The sequence below is a fragment of the Burkholderia aenigmatica genome (genome assembly GCF_048627025.1).
In the GTDB taxonomy this organism is placed as follows: Bacteria; Pseudomonadota; Gammaproteobacteria; order Burkholderiales; family Burkholderiaceae; genus Burkholderia; species Burkholderia aenigmatica.
Window position 1 is genome coordinate 20,963 of record NZ_CP184472.1, and the last position, 20,147, is coordinate 41,109.

Sequence of the window (20,147 nt, forward strand, 5' to 3'; positions counted from 1 at the left end):
AATGGATGCCAGTGGATCCACGTGACGTGCGAATGCGGCGGATGCAGTCGGGAGCTACCTGCTGACGCAGTTCGAGGTTCGGTGACTCGGCCGCTGGCGAGCGTCGCAGTGGTCGAAGCCGTCGGAGTATGTGTGTCCTGCGAGTTGGGTACCCGCTTTCTCTACCGGTTGCACGATGACATGCGAGTAAGCGGTCCGGACGGCGACGGGAAATGGTGCACCTGGCGAGCCGGCCGACCGTCGCCAATAGGCAGCGTAGCGCGCGTGATGAAGCGTTGGTTTTCGATCATTCGCTGATTCGCGCGCGGAGATGGACATGGACGTACTCTACGATCCCTACACGTCAGACCTGAAGATCCCGCCGCACTCGATCGAATCCGAGCAATCGGTGCTCGGTGGCCTGCTGCTCGACAACGCCGCGTGGGACACGATCGGTGACCTGGTCTCAGCTACCGACTTCTACCGGCATGACCATCGTCTCATTTTTCGGCGCATCAGCGAGCTGATCGGCGCCGGGCGGCCGGCAGACGTCGTAACGGTGTTCGAGGCGATGCAATCGCGCGGCGAGGCCGAGAAGATCGGCGGGCTGGCTTACCTCAACGCCGTTGCACAAGGTACACCAAGCGCGGCGAACATCCGCCGGTACGCCGAGATCGTCCGCGACCGAGCACTGTTGCGCAACCTGATCGCGGTGGGCGACGAGATCGCGGCCGACGGGTTCAATCCGCAGGGTAGGGAAGTGCGTCAGCTGCTCGACCAGGCCGAAGCAAAGGTGTTCGCAATCGCGGAAAGCACGGCGTCGAGCCAGGCCGGCTTCCTGGAGATGCGTCCCGTGCTGCTCGAGGTTGTTGGGCGGATTGACGCGCGCTACAACAGCCCCGGCGCGTCCGACGTAACGGGCACGGAGTCGGGCTTCATCGACCTTGACCGAATGACCTCGGGTCTTCATGGCGGAGAGCTAGTGATTGTCGCGGGCCGGCCCGCGATGGGGAAGACGTCCTTCGCCATGAATATCGGTGAACACGTGGCGATCAATCTTGGCCTGCCGGTGGCCGTGTTTTCGCTGGAAATGCCCGCGGCGCAGCTGGTGACCCGGATGCTTGGATCGGTGGGCCACATCGATCAGCAGCGCCTGCGTACGGGGCGCCTCGAGGACGGCGATTGGCCGCGCTTCACAGACACGGTCACGAAGCTGAGCAATGCGCCTCTCTTCATCGACGAGACGGGCGCGATGAACCCTCTCGAACTTCGCGCGCGCGCGCGCCGGCTCGTGCGGCAGCATGGCCGGCTCGGATTGGTCATCGTCGACTATCTGCAGTTGATGTCGGGCGCAACGCAGACACAGAATCGCGCGGAGGAGGTGTCTGAGATTACCCGTGCGTTAAAGAGTCTGGCGAAGGAACTTGATGTGCCCGTTGTCGCGCTCTCGCAGTTGAACCGCGGGCTCGAGCAGCGCGCAAATAAGCGCCCCATCATGGCGGACTTGCGCGAATCAGGTGCGATCGAACAGGATGCGGACGTAATTCTCTTTGTCTACCGCGATGAGGTCTACGATCCGGACAGTGCCGATCGTGGCATGGCCGAGATCATCATCGGGAAGCAACGCAACGGGCCAATCGGGACGGTTCGGTTGACGTTCCTGGGGCCGTATACCCGCTTCGAGAATTTCGCGTCGTCACGCACGCTGTGATGGAATTGGCCGCGACGGCCGCGAATCTTCGCGGCCACTGCATGCCCTGCTATCTGCCCGCCCAGACGGTCGGAACCATACCGAAATTGCCCATTTCTTGCCATCCGGCGCTGTCTAGTTTGAAGAGGTCGTCCTCATCCAGAATAGTGCCGTCTGCGAGCGTCACTTCGCTTACATCACCAATCAAACTGTCCCAACGTCGACGCTCTATCAGCTTGTCGTCACGGAACAGCGAGACTTGGATGTCGGTGTTCGGTGGATTGAGGGGGTATTGCCCCTTCGCGTTAAGCTCCGGCATGGGAACCAGCTCGATCTTCGCAACGACGCCGTTTGAAAGAGCGATCGCGTTTGGTAGATATTTCTCGGTGGTCGACATATGTCAGCTCCTGCGTAGGGGCAACGGCCTTTGCCTATCAGTCGTCGCGGTGGTAAGCACCGCGACGGGTTATAGCGCTGCTTGAGGAGCGGGCTGAATCAGAAACTGCGCCGGATTGTCGCCGAGCCAGCGCGGGCGCTTTCCGCGGCCGCTCCAGGTCGCGCCGGTATCGGGATGGCGATACTTCGCGACAGCAGGCGCACCCTTTCGTCCACCACTTTTCGCTTTGATCTCGTCGATCGAAATGTCGTAGAGGCGCATGGTTTCGCGAATGGACTCGATTTGGGTCGCGCGCTCCCGCTCTCGAACCGCGGCAATTTCTTGATCGAGTTGCTTGCGCTGGTTCAGCAGATCCAGATACCCCGTCATGCTATTTTCTCCTCGTGGTTGATCAGTGACGTTGACATGTTGCCAGCCGTCTCAAAATTCCAGAAATGCGGCTTGTCGGATTAATCGAAAGCTCGGAAGTAAAAAACCTCCCAGTCGAAAGCGGCTGGGAGGGGGGGATATCAAATCGATCGACGAACAGCTTCGACGACCTTTTCAGGAAGTTCTGTGTGACTATTCACCACGGACATCTGGCCGGCATAGCCTCCTTTTTGCATGGCGTGCCGGGTTTGTTGAAGCCCCCGTACACTGCCACCGATAAAAATCGTCACGACCTCAATGTCCGCATACCTCGCGTATGCATATGCGCTTGCGAGCATCTCCAGATCAGCTGCCTCGCCGTCCGTGAGTACGATGAGGAGTTTGCGCGCTTCGTCGCGGAGCTCGAGACGAGACAACGCAATCGTCATCGCCATACCAGTTGCCGTGACACTTGCGCGAAGTGTTACCGCGTTGCTACTGCCATCCACGGATGACCAGGCGTCCTCGAATGACTTGATGACCTGGTAGGCACGCCCGAATCCGATCACTTCGTTGGGGACCTCGAAATGCTCGAGTACCTCGCCGATTGCGATTGCTGCCCCACCCGCGACGTCCATTCGGGTCACGCTGTATCGTTGCGTTGCAACGACACGAGAGCCGTCCGAGTAGGAGGTTTGAGACGAAGAAGCAGGTTGGATCGTTACACGTTCAACAAGTCCCAGGGCGGTACCCATGCTCGACGAGACGTCAGCGAGCAACGTAATTGCGGTGTTCAGCTCGTAGACTTCCTGGCGCTTCTTGAATACCCGGCCGTCCCCGAGTCGGAGTCGATACAGCTTGCCGGACGCCAGATCCCGTCCCGTGTACCCGAACAACCTGCGTCGCGACACGAGAGTGTCCAGTTCGGCCGCGAGGTCCCCGGCCAGGCTATTACGGAGACGCGTGGCAAGAATGCGCCAACTGTACGGAACAGGTTCCGTACCGGAGGCTTCCTTCGGGATTTGAAGCGGGACCCGACGACGTACGTCCGCCGAGTGGTCATTGACGGCGGCGCCGGCGAGATCTCCGAGGTCCGTCTTCGGCAATTCGGCACTGGTAGCGTCGAGCGTTGCGGCGACAGCCGCCCGTTGTGCCGGCGTTGGGTCGCTGCCGTGCTGATCGCTTACCTCGCTCGGATCGTGCCCAACTGCATCCGTGGCGACACCAGGCTCACCAGCGGCACCCGGTACGTGCAGTACGGCCGCCGGTGGCTCGTTCTTCTCGGCGGGCAGAGAGAAGCTCTCGACGATTTGAGCGGCCAGTTTGCAGGCTTCTTTCGTCGAGGTCAGCGTCGGTGCCTTTTGTGCGAGTTTCCATGCGGAATCCCACGCCGTGCCAAACCGTATCCGGGCAGCCTTCGCGGATACTTCTGCGAGAGAACCCAGATGCTCGGACTGCTTCGGCAAAAAGCGGGCGCGGCAATTGAGAAGCATCGCGTTGCACAACAGCGCGCCCGGAGCGACATCCGGCGAGGATAGAGAGTCGACGTCGCCGAATACACCCCAACGAACGAGGACACCGATCGCGCGCTCGAGGTTGCGTGGAATGCCCGGCCAGTCGACGCCGGCCGCAAGCTCAATCCGAATATCCTCCAGGATGTTCTCCATCCGGTTGACGATCGGGCGACGCGAGCGCCGGGCGCGAAAGTCGGTGTGACGCCCATGTCCTGCCGCTTCGTGATCGATGATGCCATCCATAACCGTAGCAACATCGTCATTGTCGACGAGCATCCAGCCAGCCGGGAAAATGATGCGCTGACCGTCGGTTGCAGCGGTTGCGGCGGCTTCCTTGACGATCAGCTCGAGCGAGTAGCGACCGGCAAGAATTCGCGCGACCAACAATTGATTCCGGTACCGCTGAACATTTGAGTTCATCTTGATCTCCTAGATGGAATGGCAGAGCACTAGGAAATGAAGGGCGCGGCGACGAATGGCGTCATTTCTTCAGACTGAAGGGATTGCCGGCCGGTTTTGCCGGCCGTGCCGCCGGCGCCGCGCTTGGTTGCGCAGCCGGCGTCGTGCTCTTCGGGGCCGCAAGAGCGAATGCGCTTCCGCCTGGTGCAGGTGCGGCGGACGGGCGAGCGGCGGGCCGTCCGGTTCGAGTGCTGGGATCCGACGACGATTTTCCGGCGGGCGCCGCTGGTGTCCCGGATGCGGGCTTCGCACGCGGTTTGCGCGGTGCCGCCGCCTTGGTGCCGCCACGGCTGCGCTTCACGACGACGGCCGCGGGAAGGTCCTTCGGCATCGGCATTGCGTTTGCCACGGATCCGTCCTTCATGCCGGCTACAAGCCGTTGTACGAAGCGGCGCCCGTACGTGTCGAAGTCCGACTTCGACAGCGTACCCTCGGCGACTTCACCCAGCTTGTCTTCGAGCCACGCGGTGAAGTCCGGCTTGATGAGGTCGGAGGGCAGCGCGCGCGCATACGCACGCGCTTTCGGCGTGGGAATCAGGACCTTGTTCCGTCCGTCCTTCACCTCTTCGAAGAAGTGCGCATCGATCAGCTCGTCGATCGTTGGACCGCGGGTCGCAGAAGTACCGAGCCCGCGCTCCTTCAGAACTTTCTTGATCGCCGGATCCTGAACGAACAGGTGGACGTTCTTGATCGCGTCGAGCAGCGTCGAGCTCGTGAAGCGAGGAGGAGGGGACGTGACTTTGCTCTCGATGTTTACTTCGTCCATGCGGACCGCATCACCTACGACAAGAGGTGGAAGCGCGGATGCCCCATCGCCGTCGGCGTCGTTCGGGTAGAGAGTGCGCCACCCCAGCGATACAGGCACGATCCCTCGGGTCGTGAAGCGCTCGCCTTCGACTATGACCTCGATGGCGGTTGAATCGTAGACGTAGTCCTCGTGAAACTGCGCCATGTAGCGCCGCACAATCTCGCCGTACACGAGTCGCTCCGGTCCGGGCAAATCCGCTACGCGCGCGCGGGTCGTCGTCGGCAAGATTGCAAAGTGCTCGCCGAGCCGACTGTCGTCAAAAGCTCGGGACCGGCGCGATGCGTTGGCTTTGTCCCCGAGTCGCCATTCCGTGCCGAAGTTCTCTCGGACGGCGTCGAACACCTGAGCAGCTTCATTCCAGAGGTCGACCGGCGCATATTGACATTCGACGCGAGGGTAGGTGGTGAGCTTGTACTTGTTGTAAAGGTTCTGCGCCGCTTCCAGGGTCGCGCCCGGTGAAAGTCCAAACGCCGCGCCAGCGACCTTCTGCAGCTCACTCAATGAGAAGAGCAAGGGGGGCGGGGTACGCTCGCCCGATTTCGTGTCCGCAACGGTAACCACACCCGTCTTCCCTTCAGCCCGCGTGCGAACGGCATCGGCGTAGCTGCGATCCAGCAGAAGTCCGTCGTTGTTGAATCGCGGAGGCGCGGCATCGGCAGGCCGCCGCCACGTGGCGCCGAAGGCGCCCTTCGTCGACTCGACCGTTCCGGAAATAGCAAAGTACGCGGTCCGGACGAATACCTCGATCTCCGCCTCGCGCATCTCCACGATGCCCACGATCGCTGACTTGAGGCGCCCGGCCTGAAGCATGCCTTCGTGCCCTTTGCCTTGCCAGAGGACGGTATAACCACGGGTGCAGTTGATACCCACGAGCCAGTCGAGATCCTCGCGAGCTTTCGCGGCAGCCAGCAGGTTTGCGCGGGCGCTGTTAGGCTGCATCTTGCGATATGCATCGCGGATCCCCGAGGTTGTCTGCGCCTGCAACCAGAGGCGCTTGACGTCCCCTTGGAATCCGAAGCGCTCCAGTATCTCGTCGATAATCAGTTGGCCCTCACGTTCCGGGTCCCCGGCGTGAATAACGGACTTCGCGCTTTTAAGCAGCCGGCCAAGCACTGCGAGCTGCCTTGCGGCGTTTGGGTTGGGCTTCCCAGTCTTACGGTCCTTGATGACGTCCTTCCGCAGCACTGCCGGCGCAATCGGGAGATCGTCGAGGGACCACTTCTTGTACTTGGGATCATAAACTTCCGCGTCGACCAGACCCGCCAGGTGACCGGACGCCCAACTGATCGTCATCGTATCGGCGATCAGGTACCCATCTCTAGGATTTCCCCGAAAGGGTTTGGCGACCGCGTTGGCGATGTCCATCGCGAGATTGAATTTTTCGGCGATGACCAGCGTATCGCTTGGAATCATTTCTGCATTCTCCCCGAGGTTTCGATAATGCCCCCGTGTTCTATCACACGGCTCCCGCATGCAGAAACGCAGCGCGTTGATGCACGCAGGCTTGAGATTCATCGAGGAGGACAACCATGCTGAGGGCGTTTCGTGCCGAACTGCGGGTCAACACCGACCCGAAACGACTGTTCTGGAAGAAGAAGGGCGAGAGCGTCGCTGCCGACTATGCAGCTGACGTAACCGAAGCCGGATCGGGGACGAAAATCGCGATCACCGGGATTCGAGATGCCGCCGCGAGCGGCACGTTGTACATCCGTCTCGCGTTTGCTGCCGGAGAGGGCGCGGGCAAGACCTACTTCCGGGGAAACCTGTTCGACAACGATCGCAAGGTCGATGGTCGGAACCACCCGGATTACACCGGGGATCTGCTGGTGGACCAGGAGACAGGCGACAAGCTCCGGCTCGCCGCATGGATCAAGTTCGAAGACCCGAACGACGAATCCACGGCCTTTCTGTCACTCGACGTGAGTGAATTCCGTCGCGCCGGTGAAGCAACTGATTCGAAGGCCTAGGTAGCGGGCGCGAGCACCCGAAAAAAAAGATTCTGAACCACGCCATTCTACTTTTCCACCTGCATCTCTCTTCGCTATGTCAATTCCCCGAGCCACTCGGGAACCATTTTCTTACGCCCTCAACCGGGCAACTCTCTGAAGGAGAATCACCATGGCTATCCGTCAAAACGCAGGTGCTTCCAAGTCGATCTATCTGGAATACAGCTCGACGCCGGGCGTCCTCCTGATCTCCAACGAAGCAAATCGCGCGATCATCACCAAAGCGCGCGAACTGGTCGGTGAGGAATCGTGGAAGCGTGGCTTCGACGGGCTCGCAGGCAAGACGGTTTCCCGTGAGGTCCGCAAGTTCCTCGAGGAAAACGGCATCCCTTCGAGCACTACGCTCGACGGCGAGATCACCTCGGTGTACTACTCCGAGCGCGAGCATGCAAACGGGTCCTACCAGGACATCCGCGTCAAGCTCGTCGATCCCGACACGAAGGAAGGCTATCTCGTGACGCTGCCGCTCTACAGTGGTGCGGCTCAGATGTTGATCCGCAAGCTCGCGAACGATACCGTCACCCGTAACACGATCATCAAGGCCTTCTCGGTTTTCCCGGGGCAAGGTCGCGAAGATCAGGCTACCGAGCGCGTCTACTTCGATTCCACCGTTCAGCTCAAGGGCGAAGACGGTGAAATCAAGCAGGCAGACGGAATCTTCGAAGCTGGGGTTGACGCCGTGAACTCGAAGGTCGAAGCAGCGAAGGCGGCTGGATTCAAGGATCGGAAGATGCTCGGCACCGTGCGCTCGAATGCAGTGATCGAGTTCTACAAGGGCATTCTTCAAAACGTGATCGAGCCGAAGTTCAAGATCGACGACGAGCCGCACGACGAACCCGCCGGGCGCCGCGTTGAACAACCTCGCGGACCTGCAGGTGGTTTTGATCAGATGGACGACGATTTTCCGTATTGATCTAGATGCATCGAAAGATGTAATTTCGTGATCTAAAAGACCCACTAATCCTCGGATTTTTGGGTCTTTTTCTTTTCGCGCCACCAGGAGACCAACGCTATGACCTGCGACCATCAATCGCCGGAATGTACCTGCCCGTTCGCGTTTACTGAGATGTCTGAACAGGTCCAGAACTATGGCTGTTTGCCGACGCCGCACGAGATCGTCGTGATGCGTGTCGATCACGGTAAAACGTGGGCGTGCCACGACGAACCGACGAAGCCGTGCATCGGTGCAATCAAACATTTGAAGGAGAAGGGGTTGCCGTACAAAGTGATCGAGACGGCTCTGCTGACAGAAGCCAGCGACTGGGGCAAATATGCGGATCCGATCGCATCAGCATGATCGGTGGATTGACATACAGGACCTCGACACCCATGCATCTTCGGATTCCTGGGTGTTTTTTTTCTGAGCGACGTTTCTTGGGGATCGACGATGGCCAGGATGCGGTATTTCAGTGACTGGAACGGCGAAACCGTGTTGTTGAAAGGTATCACCACGATGCTCAATACGGAGTTCATGCAGCGATTCCCGGGCGTGAAGGGCATTCGCAGCGACGGGTATTCGAAGTACGTTGGTTGGGCCGACAACGATTCTGGATTGCATCAGTGGCTACCGGTGACCCGAAGAATCGACTACAAGTCGTATCCGTCCCGTCACGAATGCAACGCGAAGTGCCTGAACGGCAAGTTCAACGGTGCATGCGAATGTCGTTGCGGCGGCAAGAACCACGGTCGTGGAGCGTTCACGCGGCTTCTCGCCGACGACGCCCATGTTTCGCTTTGACCCATCGCCCCAGAATCCACGGATTCCGGGGCTTTTTTACTTCTGGGGCCGGCATCACGCTCCTTGTCAGTATCCGCCCCATCCGCATTCCATCCCGCACCACGCATCTCCTGAGGCAACGCACATCGTTCGACACCGCGCTGGCCAGCGCGACGTCGGCGTCGATCTCACTTTCATCTCAGGAGGTACAAGATGTCGCAAGTCAACACGTTTAAAGGTATGGAGCTTCGTCGGATTGGCAGTAACAAGGGCACACCGCGTCTTTGGATTGACGGCGAACAGGCAATGAGGGGCGGATTCGTACCGGGCGTTAGATTCACTGCGAAGCTCGACCAGGAACGGGGCATGGTGATTATCGAGGCGTCGGAGGAGGGCGGTCGTGTCGTGTCTAAGAAGGTTGTGCGCGAACGCGAAATTCCGGTGATCGACATCCAGAACGAGGGCCTGCTCGGCAACTTCGTCCGGATGGGTCTGTCGGCCGTACGTATCGTGGTCCAGCTGCGCCGGATCTTCGTCATGCCCATCTCGTCCGAGTTGCGTGCGAAGGAGCGGCTTGACCGGCTAAAGGCAAAGCTGGAACGTGAGGAACCGCTCGTGATGGGGTCGTTTTCATCCGGTGTCGGTGTTCTCGATCGCGCCGCTCACGTCGGCTTCGCGCAAGCGGGGATACGCGCCCGCCTCGCGGTCGCGAACGAGATCCGGCCCGACTGCATGGAGCACGCGGTCCAGCGCAACCCGGTCTACGACGCACAGACGATCCTCCTGACGGCACCCATGCAGGAGGTCGCTTTCGACGACTGGGCGATGGCGCAGCTGCCGAAGCTCGATGTCTTCACGATTGGGATCCCGTGTTCTGGTGCGTCGAACGCCGGTCGCACGAAGCGCAAGCTCACGTGCCCCGAGGCGCACCCGGATGTCGGTCATCTCGTCGTGCCGTTCCTCGCGGCCGTCGCGAAGACGTCACCGAGCGTCGTGGTGGTTGAGTGTGTGCCCGGTTGGCTGAATACCGCCTCCGCGGCAATAGCGCGGTCCATGCTGCGTGATCTGGGATACATCGTCCACGAAACCGTGCTGCATGCGGCCGACTGGAATATGCTCGAGCATCGCGAGCGGATGTGTATCGTCGCAGTGACGCTCGGCCTCGAGTTCTCCTTCGATCTCGTCGAACGGCCCGAGCGGCAAGCACGCAAGGTCGGCGAGGTAATGGAGGCCGTAGCACTCGACGACAAGTCTTGGAGTCCGCTCACGTACCTGAAAGAAAAGCAGGAGCGGGACGCGGCGGCCGGCAAGGGCTTCAAGATGAACGTCGTCGACGCCGAGTCCGAGAAGGTCTACACGCTCAACAAGACCCTCGCGAAACGTCAGAGCACGGGAACATTCATTCGGCATCCGATTGATCCGGACCTGCTGCGGATTCCCACGGTGCGCGAGCATGCGCGATGCAAGGGCGTCTGGGAGGATCTGGTCGACGGCGTGACCCAGACGTTCGGGCACGAGCTGCTCGGGCAGGCTGTAAGCGTTCCGCCGTTCATCTCCGTCTTCAATGCGATCGGTCGGGCGCTGCAGGCATTCCGCCGAGTAGGGAGTATCGCGTTCCCAACGTTCGCTCGAGCGGAGATGGTGTCCGCGTGAAGGTACGGGTCGGTGTCGAGTAGTCGGCAAACCTGTTGAACTCAATCCCCGGTGTCTCGTTGAGACCTGGGGATTTTTCTCGCATGCGGGAAGTGTGTTCCTTGTTCCCCGCATTCCACCTGCTGTTCAGCATCTCATCTTGCAATGCCAATTCAACCCCGCGGAAGGCGTTCCCGCCAGGGGACGTTGCTCGCATCATCGTCACGGAGTCGCAAGATGAAAGAGAAGGAAGAGCAGGTCCAGCGTATCGAGTCGGGTGCCTCTACTACGTCCCCCATGTGCGATGCCGAGTACGTGGGCGCGCGTGGCGCTCGTTGTCCGTCGTGCGGCACGAGCGCGGGGCTCCGGGGCGAAGAGGTCACGATCGACGCCGGCGCCGCCTACCAGCGTGTCGGTTGCGAGACGTGTGGCGGGTCGTGGTCGGATAGGTACCGGTTGGTGGGCTATTCCGATCTCGACGGTGGAATTGACCATGCAGCAATTCGCCGCGTGGTCGACGTCGTCGAAAACCGCAACCTAGCGACCGAAGACCCGCAAAGCGTCCGTGCGGCCATCGACGCGTCCATGTGCGCGCTCGGGATCGAGCTGCACGAGATCGAGATCGATGTTGCCTTGTCGGTGGTTAGGCGGGCATCGAAGCTGGGCACGCCGGAGATCGAATTCGCTTTCGATTCCACCGTCGCCATCGCAATTCGTGTGAAAGCGAAGAGCCGTCAAGAAGCGGAGGAGCGTATCCGCGAAGCTTTCTGCGCGGCGGACTGCAATGGTGGTGCCTGGCCGAACGGGGACCCGATCACGTTCGAGGCAAGCGTCAACAATGCTCCGCTATTGATGTTTCAGGTCGACGGCGAGGATGTAGATGATTCGGGAAACGCGATTTGATCACCTGAAAAAGTAACCTTTTAGACCCTCGCGGGAAGCTATTCCCGCTTGGGGATGGCTCTCGCAAATTTCTGGAGAATCATCATGAAAGAAGCAACGAAATTGCAGGTCGTCGTCCAGCCGATACCGAGTATCAAAGTCAGGGCTGACGGTGATGCGAACTTCTACCATCTGCTCGACGGCAATGACTGGGTTGCTGCGATCCAGCTCAATGGAAAATTCACAACGCCGATGCAGGAAGCAATGATGCAGAAGCTTGCTGACGTGCTCAAGGGCGAGACAGCTCGGGAACTGGGGGAGGGTGAACCCACGACCGAAAGCTACTGCCAGCAAGTGTGTGGAGGTGGGGAATGCGGGGCGGGACCGGTTTGCCAACACGGCATCGATCCTACTACCGAATTGCCGGTAGTAGCTTATGACGGGACCTTGCCGGTAACGCAGCATGAGGACGATGAGGTGATCGGCCTCGACGCCAATGGCTACGTCCAGCAATGGGACGGCAAAAAGGGCGTGCCCTACACGTCGGGTGAGTCTCTGGAAGAGTGGGGGCTGCATAACCTGCGTGAGCATGAAGTCGCTCGCGTCGGGGTGACATTCGAAGCGTGGAAGGCGGCTGTTGCTGGCCACGAAAGGAAACTGCCGGAGTCGACTTCCCCAATGCTGAAAGTCGTAGTCAGCTTCGAGGGCGACGAAAGCGGGGATGGTTGCTTTTCGAACGCACATGAATTCCCAGCGTCCGCGGTGGAAACTCATTACGGGATGCAGTGGACCGCTCAAGACGCGATGGGGCGGATGAGCTTGGCCGAGGACTATGCGTTGTATGCGTTTTACCGCCGGTATGGGGATCACCGCAAACTGCGCACCGATGCCGATATCACGTCGATTAACGCTGCTACGATGGCCATCTGGAAGGCTGATGGTACTGACCAGGCTGGAAAACTACCGGAACTCAACCTGGTAGTGGACGGTACAGACGAAACCGGTAACTTCGAAGGGGACGGCAACAACGCTCCTTTCGTCGTGTTCGATATCGACCGTCAGGAAAATGTCGCGGGCCCGTTCGGTACTCGCGAAGCAGGCGAGGAAGCTCGTACCGGCATTCTTGGCGGCGCTGTCGCGGCGTTCGATTCTGCAACTCTGTTGGCCATCGTGGAAGCGCGCGACAATGGGAATTCGGCAGAGCTGTCGGAGCTACTGAAGGCGTTGGATGGTCGGAAACTGCCGGAGGCACCGCCGTTCTCTCGGGAAGAGTTGGAAAGACTCGGCTTCACGTTCGTTGCGTTTTCCCAAGGCGGATGGGGGTACAGCTTCCAGAGCGAAGCGTACGGTAACAACGTATGCTTTACCGATGGATCAAGCGAGCGACCGTTTCAGTTCAGAACGGAAGACTCGGTGATTCATGCGGCCAACGAGGTGTGGGAGCGTATCCGGCTCGGAATGGCGTGCGATGTTCGCCACCAACTGGAAAATGGCGCTCGGAAACTGCCGGATTTGTCGCATACCGAAATTCGCCTTCCCGTATATGACATCGTGATCACGTTGTCGTCTCAGGGTGTCGGCGCAATTCGGTCCTCCCTGCACGATGAGGGTGAAAGTTCCGAGGGGAAGGCGGCACTCGACGGCGTGGAGGCGATGATCCTGGCCCATGCGGTCGCCGGCATCGACGTCAAGTCTCCAGTGTATCTGGATGGCGTGGAGACTGCTGTTGAGGCCATCTGGAATCACCTCGGCGATGTGCCGGGGCGGAAACTGGCTGGCTGGCAGGAGCTGAACGACCTGGCGGACCAGGCAGCGGAAGCCGCGCTCAACGCTGGGTGCAAGGCAGTTCAGGATACGCTGGGTGTGACGACGGGGGACGTTGCCGCTCGGCATTTCAGCGACGAAGTGGTCCACACGTCGCTTGCGAAGGCCTTGTTGGAATACGCCCAGGCAGAGCAAAAGGCTCTGGCGTTGAATCACGCAATCGAAAAGCAGTCGTCGGCTCCGTCACCGCGTACGTGATCGATCCAGCAGTTGCCCGCCCGCCGCGTGCCAGCCCCTTTCCAGGGCGCTGCACCGGCGGGCTTTTTTATTGGTGCCGCCGGTGTGCGTTCGGGTGCGCATTTGCTTGTGTCGGGGCGGGGAATTCCACTGCCCGGCGTACATCTCTCATTGCAATGCAAATTGAACCCCGCGGGGACGTGCCTCCCAAACTTGGGACGCTACTCGCAACACGATAAAGGAGTAGCAAAATGGAACAGAAACAAGATGGGAAATTGCCGGAGGAGGATGATTTTGTCACTCATCGCGAAGCTTGGCGCGATGCGTTGCTTCTTGTGCTCGATGACGGCTGCCTTGTTGGAGTGGACGTGGACGATGGCCCCCTTGACTGGGATATTCAGGTCCGGGAGTTCGACCAGGCATTCGCGGCTTATGCCCCTGCTTCGATTCCGGATGGCTTCCGGTCGAACCACGAGGCTTGGCGCTTGGCGTTGACCATCGCGCGGGACCGTGCCATGCATCGGTTTTGGTATGAGAATGACAAGGATGACAAGGCGTACTGGGAGCACGAGCTTCATGCATTTGATCGCGCTTTCGAGTCCGTGGGGATTCATATTGCGGACGGGAAAGCGCCGGAGAAGGGCATGCCTTTGGTGGGGGAAGTCGATCCGCGCCCAGTTGTGCCGCTCGATCCCGATCGTCCGCTGTTCGACGATGCTGGGCGGGAATACCAAGCCGTGTCGTCGTCGAGCAAGCAGATTGTTACGAACTCGAATGGCGTCTTCGGCGTCTGGGATCGAAGAACGGGCGAATGCCTGATCATCAACTGCGAAGGGGTGCGCTTATCGAATGAGCGGCCCACCGGAGAGTGGATCGCCCGACGCCGGGACGCTGCCATCGACGTCTTGTCAAGCATGCACGCCGACGCTGCGATTGACCGGGCTCGCAAGAGGTCGTGACCGGGCATGAGTTAGTAACCCTTCAACTCGGACCTCCAACCCGCTTTTTCTCTCTGGAGAATTAGCGGGTTTTTCTTCGCCCGGTCTTGAACACCTCTGCCCTCACATTCACCCACGCGACAAGGGCAAATCATCACGGCATGGCATTCCATCGCCCGGGGATCATCTCTCCGGGCAATGCCTGTCAATCAACCCAGCAGGGGAAGCGCTCCCCGACCGGGGACGCTGCTCGCGCATTCAAGGAGTAGCAAAATGGAACAGACCCAAGATGGGAAATTGCCGGAAACCGAGGTTCGAAAGATCGAGACCCAAGAGTTCGCCAAGAAGGTTTTGGCGCGCTACGTGGGAAACGAGCGTGTCTCGGATCTGTACGACGACGAAGAGCAGTTTGCCAATGCAATTCGTGATTTGGCAGGACCGGACTTCGAGTATCCCGACTTTTCGCACCTGACCGTTGCCGAAGCGATAAAGAAGGCCGAGAAAATGGGTCGGAAACTGCCGGAAACCTCGAACGCTGACCTGCTGTACAAGGTAATGAACCTGCTGGAGAAGCGCTGGTCGAAGGGTGGCTCGCCTGCCTGCGCAGTCGAGTTACTGCTGGGTGAAGTTGAGAGTCTGCGGAACGGGACATTCAACGGCTCAAGCTCGACCCCCGACCTGTTGGAGGAGGCCACGATTCTTCTGGAGTCATGGATTGACCACCAGTCAAAATTGTCTCCTGTTTCACAGGAAGAGGTTGATGTTTTGAAGCAAGCTCGAGCTCAGATCAACCTCGAACTGGCCAAGTATGTGGCCAGAGCTGAGGCGAGGAGTCAGGCTGTTGCTGACCGGAAACTGCCGGAAGCGACTGGTGAAGGCGGCTATGTCGGTGGTGGTCTTGCCGTCGTTTCGAACAAAGCCTTGACGCGTCAGCAGGTTGATGCCGAAGCGGCCAAGATCGGATCGGATGCCTCGTTCTTCGATATCGATCCGGAAGAAGACAGCCTGTCGGATGCACCTTCGCCCGGTATGTGATCTATGTCGCGGGGCGGCGTAAAGGAGCCGGGGATGGGCGGCGTAATGGCGCCAGCAGAACCGGGGGTAAAACGCGGATTCGAACGGTTTCAAGGTTGCGGTTTTTTGCCGTTTTTGGCAACTGCATTTTGAGGGGGATCTGGCATCGGTTTCGGGGTGCGGTAACTGTCGCCCTCGAGGACGAGCCGGTAGGCGCCGTGGCGTAGTCGGTCGAGTGTGGCGGTGCCGAGGATGCGGTTGTCGGGGAACGCGGCGCCCCATTCACCGAAGTCGAGATTCGACGTCAGGATGGTCGCCGCGTGCTCGTAGCGGGCCGCGACGAGATCGTGGAAGTCCTCGTCCTGCGGGGTACGTAGCGGTTTGAGCGCGAAGTCATCGACGATCAGCAGCGGCACCCGGGCGTACTGCTGGAACTTGCGGTCATAGGCGCCGGTGGCGCGCGCGGCGTTCAATCGCTTGAGCAGCTCGGTCTGCGAGATGAACAGCACATCGCGGCCTTGGCGGGCGGCGCAGTGGCCCAGCGCCTGGGCCAAGTGGCTTTTGCCGGTGCCGGTTGGACCGGCGATCAGGATCGCGACCTTCTCGTCGAGATACCGGCCTGTCGCGAGATCATGAACGTGTGAGCGGTTCAACGTAGGCAGCCGGTCGAAGTCGAACGTCTCGAGCGTCTTGCCCATCGCGAAGCCGGCGCGCAGCAGACGGGTGCCGAGCTTCTTGTGTTCGCGACGGGCAACCTCGTCGTGCAGCAGCATGGCAAGGAACTCGGTATAGGCGAGCTGCCCGTCGATCGCCTGACGGTTGCGCTGCTCAAGCGAGTCGAGGATGCCGGACAGGCGCAGCTGTTTGAGGATGGAATTCAATTCGGGACTCGGGTTCATGGTGTCAGTGGATCAGCAGGGATTGGAGATCACGGCCGAAGCGGCCGCCGTTCTGGTAAGCGCCAGTCGGGGCCGACGCGGGACGCGGCACCGGTTCGCTGTCCAGGCCTTTGTCGAGGATGCCCTTGATGGTGCTGTACTTCGCGCTGCTGAACGCGAGCGCACGCTCGCAGGCTGCTTCCAGCCTCTGATCGCCGACTTTCTGTCGCAGCCGGATGATCCCCTGCGCGCCGCGCAGGTTGACGAGCACCTTGTCGTTGAACAGCGCGAGGATCACGCCGTGGCACGACGGCCCGATCTCCTTCGCGCGCGCCAGACACCACTGCGGATCGTGCTCGAGCCAGGCCTGCGCTTCGGGCGGCTGGTGATCTCGCACCGTGTGGCGACCGCCGGCCCGCTGCCGCGGATGGGTTGCGACGAGTTCATGCCGATGGAACAGCTGGATGACCGTATCGGTCGCCTTCAGCCAGAGCGACTTGCCGACGAGCGTGAACGGTGCAGAGTACAGCGCGTGCTTGTAGACGACGTGGCCGTCGCGATGGACCGCCACCTCCTTCCAGACCGACAGTACCGGCGGCACGTCCGGCAATGCAGCGAGCAACGGGCGCTCGACGCCGAAGCGCGTCAGCGGCCGTTCGTGGACGGTGCCGTGGATACGAGTGCCGGCCTGCTGCATCACCCATTCGCGCAGTTGCCGGTTGGCGTCGGCCAGATCCCGGAACTCGCGCAGCGGCACGAAGGACTTCTTGACGTATTTGACGCCCGATTCGACGACGCCCTTCTTCTGGGGATCGTGCGGCGGACAGGCGTCGATCCGGAATCCATATCCCTCGGCAAGCGCGGCGTACGAGCGTTGCACCGCCGGCTCGTATCGACACGCCCGGATGATCGCGCACTTCGCGTTATCGATGATGACCCGGTCGGGACAGCCGCCGAACCATTCGAAGGCGCGCCGGTGGCTGGCGAGCCACGTCTCGACGGTCTGGTCCAGCACGATCTCGGCATACTGGTGGCGCGACCAGCACAACGTCATCACGAAGATCCACGTCCGGACCGCAATGCCCTCGACCGTCAGCACGGGTCCCGCGCCGAAGTCGACCTGCGCGGCGTCGGCCGGTGCGAAGTCGAGGATCGTTGTGGTGGCCACGCTGCGCTCGGCAGCCAGATGGCGCAGCATGCGCTTCACGGCACAATAGCTGCCGGCGTAGCCATGATTGCGTTGAAGGGCGGCATGGATCGTGGTGCCCTGAACGCCGGCGGCAAGCCATTCGCGGACCTGTTCGCGATATGGCTCAACCGTCGACACACAGGTGTGCGGCAGGTGCGGCGTGCGCCCGAAGACACCCGCGATCGTAGCGTCGTCCGGCAGCGGCTGCACCGGATCCAGCCAACTACGCGCTTCAGCCTCGCGGCGCACGGTCGTCAGCTTCTTGCGCCCCATCAAACCGCCGCGCGCGATGTCGCGGTCAGAATCGCCTTGCCGCATGCGGACAAGGACTTGGCGGTATTCAAACAATTCGAACCTCCTGTTGGCCATGGACGCTCCGTTCAAAAAGAACGGAGCGTACCGACTCGGAAAGTTCGAACCGCGTTCTCGCCCTGATGCTGCTGGCGCCTATGCGCCGCCCCTAACGTGGCGCCATTACGCCGCCCTTGGACTGGCGCCTATGTGCCGCCCCTCAAGTGGCGCCCTTATGCCGACCCCGCATTGGCTCCATAGCGCCGCCCCGTGACAATCTATCAAGCTGGAACCCGCCCGCCGTGTGCATGCCCCTTCCCAGGGGTGTGCGCCGGCGGGTTTTTTCTTTGGTGCGGCCAGTTTGCGATTCGGTGCAAGTTGGCACATTCCGCAAGTTTTCGGTTTGGGGATTTTTCCGAGGAACCCAATGTTCATAAGGCCTCGAGGGGGATTGTCCCGTCAGCTGCTGCCGGGTACGCTATGTATAGGCGCGAAACAGTTGGAGTAACGAATGGCGAAGGCCCCGGTCATTGAAGAAGCTGATCTTCGGCATGTGATCAAAGTGGCTGGCGTGACAGGCGAAACGCGCGTGCGCGACGTCGCGCTGCTGTACACGCTGTACGGCCTTGGGCTCATGTTGACCGAGCTCACTACTCTGCCGTTGAGCAGTTACCTCCGTGCAGACGGAACCGTCCTTGCCGAGAGCGAGATTCCGGCCGCGATCGCGTACAACAGCCGGGCCCGGCCGGCGTTCTGGACCAACCCTCGAGTGGTCAGCGCGATCGACGCCTATCTCGCGTTGCGAGCGAGCCTCGGGCACGGCGTGACGACGCGCAAAAACGCCTTCCGCGGCCTCGTCCCATCGCAGCCGATCTTCCTGTCGTCAGACGGGGAGTCGTACCGCCTGACGGCCCGTAAAACGCCCGCAGGGGCGGTTTCATATTCATGCGACTCCATGAGTCAGGTCATACGGCGGTTGCACACACAGGCCGGCGTAAAGGGTGGCCATGCAGGATCGGCCCGCCGGACGTTTGCAGTCCGGCTCCACCGAAAGGGCTTCGACCTGCGGCACATCGCCGAGCTCGTTGGCAATGCCTCGCTGAACTCGACTAAGAAGCTGATCGACAGCGACACGGTCTCGCTCGGTGACTTGGTCTCTCGAGTCGTCTGACCGGCCGCGAGTGGGCTGGACCATATGTCTTTCCATATCGTATGGTTCTCCATACGGTCGTGGTCGCTCCGGACCGTACAGTTTTCAGTAGCGTACAGAAAATTGCATGCTCTTCGGGCCACAGGATTGGCCTGCACGCGGTCGCCAGACATGGATCTAGGAAAGCCGACCACCGGCCCGGCCGGCGTCTCGTAGTGCTTCAAGATGCCAACAATCGCGTGCGGCGGCCACTTGGGAAGGCCAACCTGCTGTCACACGACTCGACCGCTCTACGAACGGCGGTGCCCGGGAGGTTGACCGAGAAGCGCGTCGCTGGGCGGGGCGAGATCGACGCGTCCTATCAGACGTTGCGCGCAACGCTCGCCACGACCTAGAATGGACCGGATTCAGTCGCCGGCGCCACAATCTCTACCGTGCGGCGCCCGCATTTTCACGAGTGCGGCAGGTTACCTCAAAGGACTTCAAGAGTGACAGCAGAAGCAAAGCGCCGGGGGCGCCCGGCAACCGGGCCGTCGCCCGGCGCCAAGACGGCAACGCAGCGCGTGAGCGCGCTGGATAAGGCCCTGGTGGCCTCGGGAGGGCGCATCCTGAATCGATTGCGGCTGTCGTCGGACGCAACCCAGGCATTGGAACGTCTGTCCGGGGAACATGGCTCAGATCGAGCGGCCATCGAGGCCGCACTGCTCGAGATGAATAAAAGGTTGCGCGCAACGTCAAAATAGCCTAGCATCGTCTCAGGGTCGAAGATGATGTGCCGATATCTACCGTGTGACCCGCGTATCTGCGCGGAGGAATGAGAGTAAACATTCATGAGCGACGACGCCTACTGCTTGATGCTGGTGAACCGCGCGCTTTCGCGCAGTGACGCCGAATTATTCGGCCACCGAGTCCAATACCAGATCCGCGCACGCCAATTGGCCGAGCGCATCATTTCGGCTGGTCTGTGATCGGCTGATCGAGGAAAGACGAATAATGGTCAAAGCGGAAACGATCAAGCTCTCGCTTGGCGAGAGAGATCTCGTGGACTCGATTATTGCGCACATCTACCCGGACCCGACGGTCGGTAGCACGCTCCCCGTCGATCGAGCTGAACTTCGTGCCGCGAAGGGTATGGCTCGTAAGGGCCTGGTGACACTGGACAGCGACGACGGAAGGGTGGCGATGACGTTCACTGAACTTGGCGCCCAGGTCTACAACATTCATTTTGCAGCTCGCGCAGCCTGATCGGAAAAA

20 protein-coding genes are annotated in these 20,147 nt (G+C 60.5%); 14 read left to right on the forward strand and 6 right to left on the reverse strand.

Annotation, left to right across the window (positions count from 1 at the left end):
- Positions 1-316 precede the first annotated feature (316 nt).
- On the forward strand, positions 317-1,690 hold the full coding sequence (dnaB, locus tag ACN8ZM_RS39755) for a replicative DNA helicase (RefSeq protein ID WP_420213359.1): 1,374 nt from the start codon (positions 317-319) through the stop codon (positions 1,688-1,690).
- 49 nt (positions 1,691-1,739) lie between these two features.
- Here dnaB and ACN8ZM_RS39760 read toward each other — a convergent pair whose 3' ends face one another.
- From ACN8ZM_RS39760 to ACN8ZM_RS39775, 4 genes are all read right to left on the reverse strand, one after another.
- Positions 1,740-2,066, reverse strand: coding sequence for a hypothetical protein (locus tag ACN8ZM_RS39760; RefSeq protein ID WP_420213360.1), 327 nt, complete (start codon positions 2,064-2,066; stop codon positions 1,740-1,742).
- 69 nt (positions 2,067-2,135) lie between these two features.
- Positions 2,136-2,435: an H-NS family nucleoid-associated regulatory protein gene (locus tag ACN8ZM_RS39765; RefSeq protein ID WP_420213361.1), complete on the reverse strand. Its 300-nt coding sequence runs from the start codon at positions 2,433-2,435 to the stop codon at positions 2,136-2,138.
- Positions 2,436-2,575: 140 nt separating this feature from the next.
- Positions 2,576-4,348, reverse strand: coding sequence for a hypothetical protein (locus ACN8ZM_RS39770; protein ID WP_420213362.1), 1,773 nt, complete (start codon positions 4,346-4,348; stop codon positions 2,576-2,578).
- Positions 4,349-4,409: 61 nt separating this feature from the next.
- Positions 4,410-6,608: a DNA topoisomerase gene (locus tag ACN8ZM_RS39775; RefSeq protein ID WP_420213363.1), complete on the reverse strand. Its 2,199-nt coding sequence runs from the start codon at positions 6,606-6,608 to the stop codon at positions 4,410-4,412.
- A 116-nt stretch (positions 6,609-6,724) separates the two neighbouring features.
- Between ACN8ZM_RS39775 and ACN8ZM_RS39780 the strand changes: the two genes are divergently transcribed.
- The 9 genes from ACN8ZM_RS39780 (at position 6,725) to ACN8ZM_RS39820 (ending at position 15,406) form a co-directional block, all read left to right on the forward strand.
- Positions 6,725-7,162 carry a hypothetical protein gene (locus ACN8ZM_RS39780; RefSeq protein WP_420213364.1) on the forward strand — a complete coding sequence of 146 codons (438 nt, stop codon included), beginning with the start codon at positions 6,725-6,727 and terminating at the stop codon, positions 7,160-7,162.
- A 151-nt stretch (positions 7,163-7,313) separates the two neighbouring features.
- Positions 7,314-8,114 carry a hypothetical protein gene (locus tag ACN8ZM_RS39785; RefSeq protein WP_420213365.1) on the forward strand — a complete coding sequence of 267 codons (801 nt, stop codon included), beginning with the start codon at positions 7,314-7,316 and terminating at the stop codon, positions 8,112-8,114.
- Positions 8,115-8,213: 99 nt separating this feature from the next.
- On the forward strand, positions 8,214-8,498 hold the full coding sequence (locus ACN8ZM_RS39790) for a hypothetical protein (RefSeq protein ID WP_420213366.1): 285 nt from the start codon (positions 8,214-8,216) through the stop codon (positions 8,496-8,498).
- Positions 8,499-8,597: 99 nt separating this feature from the next.
- Entirely contained in the window at positions 8,598-8,939 is a 342-nt protein-coding gene (locus ACN8ZM_RS39795) for a hypothetical protein (protein ID WP_420213367.1), read from the forward strand.
- A 192-nt stretch (positions 8,940-9,131) separates the two neighbouring features.
- Complete coding sequence (locus tag ACN8ZM_RS39800; RefSeq protein WP_420213368.1) at positions 9,132-10,571, forward strand: DNA cytosine methyltransferase; 1,440 nt, start codon at positions 9,132-9,134, stop codon at positions 10,569-10,571.
- 216 nt (positions 10,572-10,787) lie between these two features.
- On the forward strand, positions 10,788-11,453 hold the full coding sequence (locus ACN8ZM_RS39805; RefSeq protein ID WP_420213369.1) for a hypothetical protein: 666 nt from the start codon (positions 10,788-10,790) through the stop codon (positions 11,451-11,453).
- Positions 11,454-11,537: 84 nt separating this feature from the next.
- Positions 11,538-13,454 carry a hypothetical protein gene (locus ACN8ZM_RS39810; RefSeq protein ID WP_420213370.1) on the forward strand — a complete coding sequence of 639 codons (1,917 nt, stop codon included), beginning with the start codon at positions 11,538-11,540 and terminating at the stop codon, positions 13,452-13,454.
- A gap of 230 nt (positions 13,455-13,684) precedes the next feature.
- On the forward strand, positions 13,685-14,392 hold the full coding sequence (locus tag ACN8ZM_RS39815) for a hypothetical protein (protein WP_420213371.1): 708 nt from the start codon (positions 13,685-13,687) through the stop codon (positions 14,390-14,392).
- Between the two features lie 252 nt (positions 14,393-14,644).
- Positions 14,645-15,406 carry a hypothetical protein gene (locus tag ACN8ZM_RS39820; RefSeq protein ID WP_420213372.1) on the forward strand — a complete coding sequence of 254 codons (762 nt, stop codon included), beginning with the start codon at positions 14,645-14,647 and terminating at the stop codon, positions 15,404-15,406.
- 89 nt (positions 15,407-15,495) lie between these two features.
- Here the strand turns inward: ACN8ZM_RS39820 and istB are convergent, their stop codons facing one another.
- Together istB and istA are read right to left on the reverse strand one after the other, a co-directional pair.
- Positions 15,496-16,284: an IS21-like element ISBmu1 family helper ATPase IstB gene (istB, locus tag ACN8ZM_RS39825; RefSeq protein ID WP_012213993.1), complete on the reverse strand. Its 789-nt coding sequence runs from the start codon at positions 16,282-16,284 to the stop codon at positions 15,496-15,498.
- A gap of 4 nt (positions 16,285-16,288) precedes the next feature.
- Positions 16,289-17,800 (reverse strand): IS21 family transposase, encoded by a 1,512-nt coding sequence (gene istA, locus ACN8ZM_RS39830; protein WP_027809980.1) that lies wholly within the window; start codon positions 17,798-17,800, stop codon positions 16,289-16,291.
- A gap of 454 nt (positions 17,801-18,254) precedes the next feature.
- On the opposite strand from istA, the gene ACN8ZM_RS39835 reads away from it, so the two are divergent.
- The 4 genes from ACN8ZM_RS39835 to ACN8ZM_RS39850 all read left to right on the forward strand — a co-directional run bounded on the left by ACN8ZM_RS39835 (position 18,255) and on the right by ACN8ZM_RS39850 (position 20,138).
- On the forward strand, positions 18,255-18,914 hold the full coding sequence (locus tag ACN8ZM_RS39835) for a site-specific integrase (RefSeq protein ID WP_420213373.1): 660 nt from the start codon (positions 18,255-18,257) through the stop codon (positions 18,912-18,914).
- A 467-nt stretch (positions 18,915-19,381) separates the two neighbouring features.
- Positions 19,382-19,636: a hypothetical protein gene (locus ACN8ZM_RS39840; RefSeq protein WP_420213374.1), complete on the forward strand. Its 255-nt coding sequence runs from the start codon at positions 19,382-19,384 to the stop codon at positions 19,634-19,636.
- A gap of 87 nt (positions 19,637-19,723) precedes the next feature.
- On the forward strand, positions 19,724-19,861 hold the full coding sequence (locus tag ACN8ZM_RS39845; RefSeq protein ID WP_420213375.1) for a hypothetical protein: 138 nt from the start codon (positions 19,724-19,726) through the stop codon (positions 19,859-19,861).
- Between the two features lie 25 nt (positions 19,862-19,886).
- Positions 19,887-20,138 (forward strand): hypothetical protein, encoded by a 252-nt coding sequence (locus tag ACN8ZM_RS39850; protein ID WP_420213376.1) that lies wholly within the window; start codon positions 19,887-19,889, stop codon positions 20,136-20,138.
- The last annotated feature ends 9 nt before the right edge of the window (positions 20,139-20,147 follow it).